Origin of the sequence: Enterococcus sp. HMSC061C05 (assembly GCF_001814765.1) — a bacterium.
Taxonomy (GTDB): domain Bacteria; phylum Bacillota; class Bacilli; order Lactobacillales; family Enterococcaceae; genus Enterococcus_B; species Enterococcus_B lactis.
Genome location: NZ_KV817730.1, coordinates 64615 through 73304, shown reverse-complemented (window position 1 = coordinate 73304; position 8690 = coordinate 64615). Strand labels below are relative to the sequence as shown.

Genomic DNA, 8690 nt, shown 5'->3' with positions numbered 1-8690 from the left:
GGCAGAAACGATCATCGGCCAGTCCAGTAAGTGAAAACAAGTATACTATAATAAAAAAACTGTCCGCCAATTTTTTTGGTGGACAGTTTTCACTTGAAAAATAAAGAAGCAAACATTCGGAAGTTATGCTAAAATGGCAATAGAACGCGTCCTGAGGGAATCGAACCCTAATACTTGTACACATTCAAGGTATGTCAGCATACAATAGGAGTGATATTATGTTGAAGGTTGCTATCTGCGATGATGAACCTGGCATTGCTAACTATGTAGGTAATTTGTTGCAAAATTATGATCCAGATTTATTTGAACCTTATGTATATTATGATCCGTCAAAGTTGATCAAACAAATGGATCAATTAAATTTTGATATGTATATTTTAGATATTGAATTTCCAGGAAAGAATGGAATAGAGGTAGCAGATTTTATTCGGCAAAATGATTTCAATGTTCCGATTATTTTTTTAACGAGTTATCGAGAATATATGGAAAAAGTCTTTAAATTACATACGTTTGATTATATTTTGAAGCCGTTGGAACAGAACTACTTTTTCCAAGTAATTGAAAGGGCTATCAAATATTTAGGAGTTTTAAATAATAAATTTGAGTTTTCCTATAGAAAAACGGATTATCGAATCGCGTTAAATGACATTTTGTTTTTTGAAAAAAATAGACGTCAAGTATTCATCAATATGACATCTCAAAACAAATATGTAGCAAATATGTCAACTTCGGAGATCATTGCTAAGTTGCCATCAACATTTGTTCAAACACATACTTCATTTATTATAAATATGGAGCATATAAGAGAAATAGGAAAAAACTATGTTCGATTAAGCAATTGCGAAAATACCATTGAATTGCCTATAAGCAGAAAGTTTAAAGCAGACGCTCTAACAAAGATACTTATGCGAAAGAGAGATTCATTCTAATGGAAGATGCTTTACTTCGAAATATTAGTCTAATAATGTACGTTTTTTTGCTCGATTATTTTTTCTCTGGAGTGGCAGTAAAAAAAAGTAAGACTTTCTTGATAAATTTAATTATTTGTACGATTATTTTATTCAATTTCCTTTCGAATCTTTTTTTACAGTTTGAATATTTACCTTATATTAATGTTTTCTTGAGTCTTTTTATAATTGCGAGTATTGCGAAGAAATATTTTTTATCAGATAGTGAGATTTTCTTTTGGATGTTGTTTCTACTAGCAGTTAATTTTATCTGCGAATCGGTTTCAGTCAAATTGATTCAGTTAGTAATTTTGAATCAGTTAGAAAATACAATTACTCATTATTCGATCCTATTTAGCACTAGTCTCACGTTGCTTATCGAAATTTTATTTTTCTTTGGCATGCGACTATTCCTTTCACGAAAAGAAACGCTACATAATCAAATTAATACTATATCTCTCTTAACAATGAGTTCAATTCCGATTATTTCAAGTATCATACTTTTCGGGTTTCTTATGTCAGAAGTAAACATGGCCATCAATAGAAGGATAATAGATGTTTTTATAACGATGGGAATTGTAATCATGAATATTTGTGTTTTATACCTTTACCACAGTATTTCTTTTCATCAAGCATATATCAATCAAATCTCTCTAGAGAAGAAGGCGCTTGAATCAGAAATAAAATATGTGGAGGAAATTAAAAAGAGCCAAGAGAATCTGAAACAAATTAGACACGATTTGCGAAATCATTTTTTAGTTCTATCTGGGCTGTTAGAAAATGAAGATATTTCTTCAGCTAAGAAATATCTGAGGAAGACGATGAAACAACAAGAAACGATTACTGACTTTTATACTTCAGATCCCATCTTGAATTATATTTTAAATGAAAAACTGACTATAGCAGAACAATCGGAAATTCAGGTCAATACATCGATTTTTATATCAGAAAATGTAAAAATTGATCATGATATTATAGCAATCATTGTGGGAAACCTAATGGATAATGCGATCGAAGCATGCACTCGAAATAACGGAAAAGGCAAAGATATCACCGTGATTATTAAGCAGTTTAAAAGTGATCTTTTCATAGAGATAAATAATGCTTATTTAGTCAATGAGAGATATACAAGAAAGGAAAGACAGAGTGCTGGTATAGGTATAAAAAGTATAAGATCTTTAGTCGAGAAAAATGGTGGAATCTATCATTCTTGGACTGAAGCTGATAGATACTTTGCAAGCATCGTATTGTTTGACGTTTATGAATAGAGACTACAGAATTTAAAAGTTAGTCTGTCTGGTTTTCCATTATTGGAATTTAAAGTATTTCTGTTTTTTTCTATGCGTTGTGTAAAGATGATCAGTGTCATTCCAATAATCAGAGCAATAAAAACTGACAGTATAAATGTTAATATTGTGTAATTCAATGCACCTAAAACGACAATATTTGAAACACCTATAATGTTTATAACAGCAGTGATAGAGGTGGTTTTATATAATTCAGCTATTTCAATTCTTCTCAAAATCTTCAATTCCTCCGTGATAGTGCTCTTAATGACAATGCGCCGGTGATGATTAACCAAATACTAACTGTTAGGATATTTTTTAGTTGAATAAATCCAGAGCCAAAAAAAGAAGTACGAATCAAATTGGCTGTTGGGACAAAAGGTAAGAAATCATATATTATTTTTGTCCATTCAGGCAGTCTATCGGCCGGATAAGTAATCGGTGAAAATAGTAACCCGCCAATCATGATGATTTGTGTCATTAAAGACACTCCGTTAGCGGGTAGCCAGTAAGCAATACAAAATCCGATAGAAATCATCGACATTTGAGTTAAAATCAATAAAGCGACAGACAGGACAGAAAAATGAATCGCTAGACCAAATTTTAGGGAGGAAGCAAGAAAAGACATCAGGATTCCTGGTAAAGAAGCGAATCCCCAGATAATAAAATCAGCCAATAGGAGATTGAATCGGGAAACGGGCAGTGTTCTTTGATAAGAAACGATCCCATTTTGCTTAGCAGTGCTTACTATCTGTGCCGATAAGACGCACCCAACAGCAATAATCCCAAGTACTATTGCACCAGAGGATAAATAAACAGCGGTTGTATCATCCATTGTAGGAATTAAAAAAGTGAGTCCGTAAACAATTGCTAATGATAGTAGCAGTTGGGCCACTGTAAAGACTGGTAAAAGTACCTTGTATCTTACTAGACTCCATCTAAGTAAAGCGTATAATTGAAATAATCGACTATCGGAAGGGTGTGAATAGGAATCGTAGCTTTGCTTATTTTTCATTCGTTAATCCTCCGTATGTGTTTTCTAATGTTTGAGGTGATAAGCTATAGTTCGTTACTTCTCTTGATGAAATCTTTTCATTAATCCATATCATTGCATCAACTACTTGTTCTTGTGACAAAGTGATATCGTAACGTAACTCACCCTTTTGTAAGATACAGCCAATATTTCTAGGTAATTCTTGCATTTCAAATTCCTTCTCAGAGAATAGTACAAGGTGCATTTGGATCGACGTTTTTTCTAACGATTCGCGAACATACGCATCTTTAATTAAAGTTCCCTTATCAAAGAGTAGATATCTATCTGCATATTGATCTACTTCGAGTAAATTGTGAGTTACCACAATTACAATGTGTCCTTTTTGAGCCAATTTTCTTAACGAATTCCAAATGATTTTTCTTCTTATCGGATCAACATCATTTGTAGGTTCATCAAGCAGTAAGATTGGTGGAGGGGCAACAATAGACATGGCAAATGAAGTAAGCCTTTGCAATCCGCCTGATAGTTTCTGCCCTTGTACATGAGCCCATTTCGAAATTTTAAGTTCTTGCATAATCTCTATAACATGAGTCTGGGTATCAGATTTATTAAATCCTCGTATCCTTAAAATAGCTTCAATAGACTGTTGCATGGTAACCCCATCTAATGGTGCATGAAATTGGGGCATCATTGCTGCAAATTGCCTAGCCATTTTCCAGTTTTTATTTAAAGAGTGGCCTTGAAAAGTAATACTACCGGAAGTAGGTTTTGTTACGCCTATGATTTGATTTAAGAAAGTTGTTTTTCCTGCACCGTTGTGTCCAGTTACAGCAACAATTTCTCCAGGGGAAAAAACGATAGTTATATTTTTATTGGCAAAATTACTACTATTTTTATATTTTTTTGAAAGAGAATGGATACTTAAATGATTATTCATAGTAAAATCACGTCCTAAAGTAGTTGATTGTTGGTATTAACCACACTAAAAGAATGAATATATCTGCACCCATTCCTAGAGCAAGGATTAATTTCGAATGGCAAGTCTTGTTATCAAACAAAAAAGGATCATCCCTAATCATATTTAAAGTTAAACGTATGTCAGTTATACTGTAGACTCGAAATTGCCAAGCATTAAGATTGTCGAATCAATGTTTTATCACCAAATTCGATAAATTAATAATAAAACAAAAATACGTTCAAAAATCTAAATGATACAATTAACCAAGTAGCTGTAATATTTAACATTATTCAAATTTTAGTGTATAAACAAGATGATTTGACATGAAAATAAAGTTATTCATACAAAAGAGATGAATCAACAAAAAATTAGAAGTATTAGAATATGTCTATAAACAAAAGGGATAAAAATCAATTATATGTACATTTTATGTTGGAGTGAATAGATTCTGGTGATTTAGTCGAAATGTGATTGATAAGTGGTTAGATGAACAGGTATAATAAGTGCGTATCTACTTTAGCATGTTGTCATGGAAGACATTCAAACATCAGCATTTCAAAAATAAAAGTGACTTGCGCAGCGTTGAGGATAGGAATTAACGGGTAGGCAAATTTTAGGAAAAGCAAAAAAAAGACACTTTCCGTCTCTGGTAGAAAGTGTCGTGAATCCTGCTATAAAAAAATAGAACGCGTCCTGAGGGAATCGAACCCCCGTCTCAAGAACCGGAATCTTACGTGATATCCACTACACTAAGGACGCAAGCACTGGGATAATTGTAACTAAACAGATAAAAAATTACAAGGGGATTGGACAAAAAAATGAAATTTGAGCAAAATTTTTCACAAAAACAGCAGCAGACACAGAAACTAGCCATGACGCAACAGTTGCAGCAGTCCATCCAAGTTTTACAATATAACAGTGAAGAGCTGTTGGCATTCGTTGAGAACCAAGCAATGGAAAATCCATTGGTGGAAGTTGTTGAGCCGGAATGGCAGCCAGATTACATAAAAGCTTCTTCATCTTCTTATGAAGGAGAAGAGACAAATTACCTAAATCAGATTCCTGATACAAAAGGGTCTTTATTTGATTCATTGATCGAACAAGTCCATTTGAATTATCGAGATACTTTTTTGAGGAAAATCGTTCTTTATCTTGTAGAATACATCGATTTGAACGGATTTTTGACGATTAGTTTAGATGAAGCTGGAAAAGAGATCGGAGCGACGCCTATTCAAATGCTCGATGCGTTGACACTGATCCAGCAATTAGAACCAGCTGGAGTAGGTGCACGTAGTTTGCAAGAATGTCTCATGCTTCAAACGGAACGGGATGATTATGCGCCGGAACTAGCTTATATCGTGCTAGAAGAATGTTTTGAGCAATTGGTGGAGCGAAAATGGAAAGAGATTGCGCAGCGTTTTTCTGTTGATTTACATGCTGTTCAGCAAATATTCGACTATTTGCAAACATTGAGCCCAAGTCCTGGACGAATTTTCGACCGTAGTAGCGAATTGTACATTATTCCTGATGTCCGGGTATTAGTGGACGATGAAAATGTACAAGTCATCTCAAACCGAAAAAACCAGCCGAATATCCGATTCCAAGAGACCTACTTCAAGCAAATGTCACAACAAGCAGATAAAGAAACTGAAAATTATTTAAAAGAACGGAAACAGGAATTCGAATGGTTGAAGAAAACGATCCTCCAACGCGGGGATACAATTTTGCGGGTTGCTCAAGTCATTGTTTCTCGACAAAAAGCTTTCTTTATCGACAAGGGGCGGCCAATCAAACCTCTTACGTTAAAGGAAGTTGCGGCTGAGATAGATGTGCATGAATCTACGGTCAGTCGAGCTGTCAACGGGAAATATTTGGAAACAGATTTCGGTGTATTTGAGTTAAAGAAATTTTTCACTGCAAGAATCCCTACTAACGGTGCAGAACAGACAGAAGACCTTTCGGCAGATACTGCGAAGAAAAAGTTGCAGGAATTAGTTGATCAAGAAGACAAAAGCAAGCCGTTGTCGGACCAGAAATTGGTTGAATTGCTGAAAAAAGATGAGATAGCGATCTCAAGGCGAACGGTAGCAAAATACCGTGATTTATTAGGAATCCCAAGTTCATCAAAAAGAAAACGTTATGATAACTGATCATCCAAAAGATCAGAAAAAGTATTTTGCTTTTTCTGATCTTTTTAGTTGAAAAACGAAAGAAAAACTGTTAGACTAACAGTCGTGAGGTTGAGATTTCCCTTTATTGATGTGAAATTTGAAAAGTTAATTTCTTTTTTTTATCGTATATGGGTCGTTTTAAGTCTACATTGGACGTAAAGTGTCCAACTAAGGAGATCGCTATGCTAGATGAAATAAAAATGATTGAATCTGTTGCACCAGATATTATCGAAGTGTTGCAAGAACGCTATAAAATTTTACGAAATATCTATTGGATGCAACCGATTGGACGTCGAAGTTTATCGGAAAGTATGGGGATAACAGAACGAGTATTGCGAACAGAAACAGACCTTTTGAAAAATCTGAATTTGATCGATACCTCAAAAAGCGGTATGACGCTGACAACTAAGGGCGAAGAAGTTTATCAAAGTCTTGAAAACTTCATGGATCAGCTTTTAGGTACGCATCAAACCGAACAACAGTTGGCAGAATATTTTGGTAATCAGCGCTGTATCGTTGTTTCAGGAAACAGCGAAGAGCAAACCAAAGTGGCTGATGCATTCGGCGAAGCGCTGAGTGAAGCCTTAGACCGACTGCTTCCGGAAGGCGAGAATATCATCGCTGTGATGGGAGGAACCACCATGGCAGTTGTAGCAGAACAATTGTCTAATCTGGAAAATAAAAAACGGCATAACTTGTTTGTCCCTGCAAGAGGCGGGATTGGTGAAGCGATAACTGTACAGGCAAATTCTGTCAGTGCAAGAATGGCTGCTAAAGCAAATGGAAACCACCGTGCACTTTATGTTCCGGAACAATTAAGTCTGGCAACTTACAATTCTTTACTCAATGAGCCATCTATCCAAGAAGTCTTAAACTTGATTAGTGAGGCGAATTGTGTTATTCATAGTATTGGGCGTGCATTACACATGGCAGCACGTCGAAAGATGACTGAAAAAGAATTAGTCATGCTGAAACAAGCAAATGCTGTAGCGGAATCCTTTGGCTACTTTTTCAATGAAAAAGGCGAAGTCGTTTATAAGGTCCCTAGAATCGGCATAGAATTGCAAGATTTGGCGAAAGTCCCGATCATCATGGCGATAGCGGGCGGAAAATCAAAAGCCAAAGCAATTCGAGCTTATATGAAAAATGCACCAAAACAAACGTGGCTCATCACTGATGAAGCTGCTGCAAACGAGATTTTAAAAGGGGTAACCCTTTAAAATAAATATTTTTTTGATTTTCATAAGGAGGAAATCTTAAATGACAGTTAAAGTAGGTATTAATGGTTTTGGACGTATTGGACGTCTAGCATTCCGTCGTATCCAAGATGTAGATGGAATCGAAGTAGTAGCAATCAACGACTTGACAGATGCTAAAATGTTGGCACACTTGTTAAAATACGACACAACTCAAGGACGTTTCAACGGAACAGTTGAAGTTCATGAAGGTTCATTCAACGTAAACGGAAAAGAAGTTAAAGTATTAGCTAACCGCAACCCAGAAGAATTACCATGGGGCGAACTAGGCGTAGATATCGTTCTAGAATGTACTGGTTTCTTCACTTCTAAATCAGCAGCTGAAAAACATTTAACAGCTGGTGCTAAACGCGTTGTTATCTCTGCTCCTGGCGGAAACGATGTTCCAACAATCGTTTATAACACAAACCACGAAACATTAACTGGTAAAGAAACAGTTATCTCAGGTGCTTCATGTACAACTAACTGTTTAGCTCCTATGGCTAAAACATTGAACGACAAATTTGGTGTTGTTGAAGGATTAATGACAACTATCCACGCTTACACAGGTGACCAAATGACTCTAGACGGACCTCATCCTAAAGGTGACTTCCGCCGTGCACGCGCTGCTGCTGCAAACATCGTTCCTAACTCAACAGGTGCTGCTAAAGCTATCGGTTTAGTAATCCCTGAATTGAACGGTAAATTAGACGGAGCTGCTCAACGTGTTCCTGTACCAACAGGTTCATTAACAGAATTAGTAACAGTTCTTGAAAAAGAAGTAACTGTTGACGAAATCAACGCAGCAATGAAAGAAGCTTCAAACGAATCTTACGGATACAACACAGACGAAATCGTTTCTTCAGATATCGTTGGTATGACTTACGGTTCATTATTTGATGCTACACAAACTAAAGTAATGACAGTTGGCGACAAACAATTAGTTAAAACTGTTGCTTGGTACGACAACGAAATGTCATACACTGCACAATTAGTACGTACTTTAGAATACTTCGCTAACTTATAAGATAGACAAACGTACAAGTGTAAATGATAGACATGTACATTTAAAAGCGGGGAAGCAATCGCGCTTCTTCCG

7 protein-coding genes and 1 tRNA gene are annotated in these 8690 nt (G+C 35.7%); 5 read left to right on the top strand and 3 right to left on the bottom strand.

Annotation, left to right across the window (positions count from 1 at the left end; genetic code table 11):
* The first annotated feature begins 218 nt into the window (after positions 1 to 218).
* Both HMPREF2988_RS03860 and HMPREF2988_RS13845 read left to right on the top strand, forming a co-directional pair.
* Positions 219 to 929: a LytR/AlgR family response regulator transcription factor gene (locus tag HMPREF2988_RS03860; RefSeq protein WP_010724349.1), complete on the top strand. Its 711-nt coding sequence runs from the start codon at positions 219 to 221 to the stop codon at positions 927 to 929.
* A 548-nt stretch (positions 930 to 1477) separates the two neighbouring features.
* Positions 1478 to 2215, top strand: a complete 738-nt coding sequence (locus tag HMPREF2988_RS13845) for a sensor histidine kinase (RefSeq protein ID WP_234944040.1) — start codon at positions 1478 to 1480, stop codon at positions 2213 to 2215.
* Positions 2216 to 2474: 259 nt separating this feature from the next.
* Here the strand turns inward: HMPREF2988_RS13845 and HMPREF2988_RS03845 are convergent, their stop codons facing one another.
* The 3 genes from HMPREF2988_RS03845 to HMPREF2988_RS03835 form a co-directional block, all read right to left on the bottom strand.
* Positions 2475 to 3248, bottom strand: coding sequence for an ABC transporter permease (locus HMPREF2988_RS03845; protein ID WP_070770014.1), 774 nt, complete (start codon positions 3246 to 3248; stop codon positions 2475 to 2477).
* The gene (locus tag HMPREF2988_RS03840; protein WP_070770013.1) at positions 3238 to 4164 is read right to left on the bottom strand and encodes an ABC transporter ATP-binding protein; all 927 of its coding nucleotides are present in this window, start codon (positions 4162 to 4164) and stop codon (positions 3238 to 3240) included. The genes HMPREF2988_RS03845 and HMPREF2988_RS03840 overlap by 11 nt, the downstream gene beginning before the upstream one ends.
* Positions 4165 to 4872: 708 nt before the next feature.
* Positions 4873 to 4944 (bottom strand) — tRNA-Arg (locus tag HMPREF2988_RS03835).
* A 59-nt stretch (positions 4945 to 5003) separates the two neighbouring features.
* Here HMPREF2988_RS03835 and rpoN point away from each other — a divergent pair.
* From rpoN to gap, 3 genes are all read left to right on the top strand, one after another.
* The gene (rpoN, locus tag HMPREF2988_RS03830) at positions 5004 to 6335 is read left to right on the top strand and encodes an RNA polymerase factor sigma-54 (protein WP_016631351.1); all 1332 of its coding nucleotides are present in this window, start codon (positions 5004 to 5006) and stop codon (positions 6333 to 6335) included.
* Positions 6336 to 6484: 149 nt separating this feature from the next.
* A complete protein-coding gene (locus HMPREF2988_RS03825) occupies positions 6485 to 7576 on the top strand; it encodes a sugar-binding transcriptional regulator (protein ID WP_016628649.1) in 1092 nt (363 codons plus the stop codon).
* 40 nt (positions 7577 to 7616) lie between these two features.
* Positions 7617 to 8618 carry a type I glyceraldehyde-3-phosphate dehydrogenase gene (gap, locus tag HMPREF2988_RS03820; protein WP_002292818.1) on the top strand — a complete coding sequence of 334 codons (1002 nt, stop codon included), beginning with the start codon at positions 7617 to 7619 and terminating at the stop codon, positions 8616 to 8618.
* The last annotated feature ends 72 nt before the right edge of the window (positions 8619 to 8690 follow it).